This window comes from Pseudoalteromonas lipolytica, assembly GCF_001306915.1.
Lineage (GTDB): Bacteria > Pseudomonadota > Gammaproteobacteria > Enterobacterales > Alteromonadaceae > Pseudoalteromonas > Pseudoalteromonas simplex.
The window spans coordinates 1-522 of the sequence record NZ_LJTC01000064.1; the positions used below are offsets into that span (position 1 = coordinate 1).

Annotated in this window: 1 rRNA gene; it reads right to left on the reverse strand. The window is 52.3% G+C overall.

Annotation, left to right across the window (positions count from 1 at the left end):
• Positions 1-522: ribosomal RNA gene (locus AOG27_RS21070) — 23S ribosomal RNA — on the reverse strand; the annotation flags it as partial.

The following is a 522-nucleotide window of genomic DNA, read 5'->3' on the forward strand; positions in this document are numbered from 1 at the left end:
CATGCTTGTTTAGCCTGCTCCGTCCCCCCATCGCAATTATACCAAGTACGGGAATATTAACCCGTTTCCCATCGACTACGCCTTTCGGCCTCGCCTTAGGGGTCGACTTACCCTACCCTGATTAACATGGGATAGGAACCCTTGGTCTTCCGGCGTGCGGGTTTTTCACCCGCATTATCGTTACTCATGTCAGCATTCGCACTTCTGATACCTCCAGCATACCTCCCGGTACACCTTCAACGGCTTACAGAACGCTCCCCTACCACTCAAACATAGTTTGAATCCGCAGCTTCGGTGCATAGTTTAGCCCCGTTACATCTTCCGCGCAGACCGACTCGACCAGTGAGCTATTACGCTTTCTTTAAAGGATGGCTGCTTCTAAGCCAACCTCCTGGCTGTCTGGGCCTTTCCACATCGTTTCCCACTTAACTATGACTTTGGGACCTTAGCTGGCGGTCTGGGTTGTTTCCCTCTTCACGACGGACGTTAGCACCCGCCGTGTGTCTCCCGGATAGTACTTTA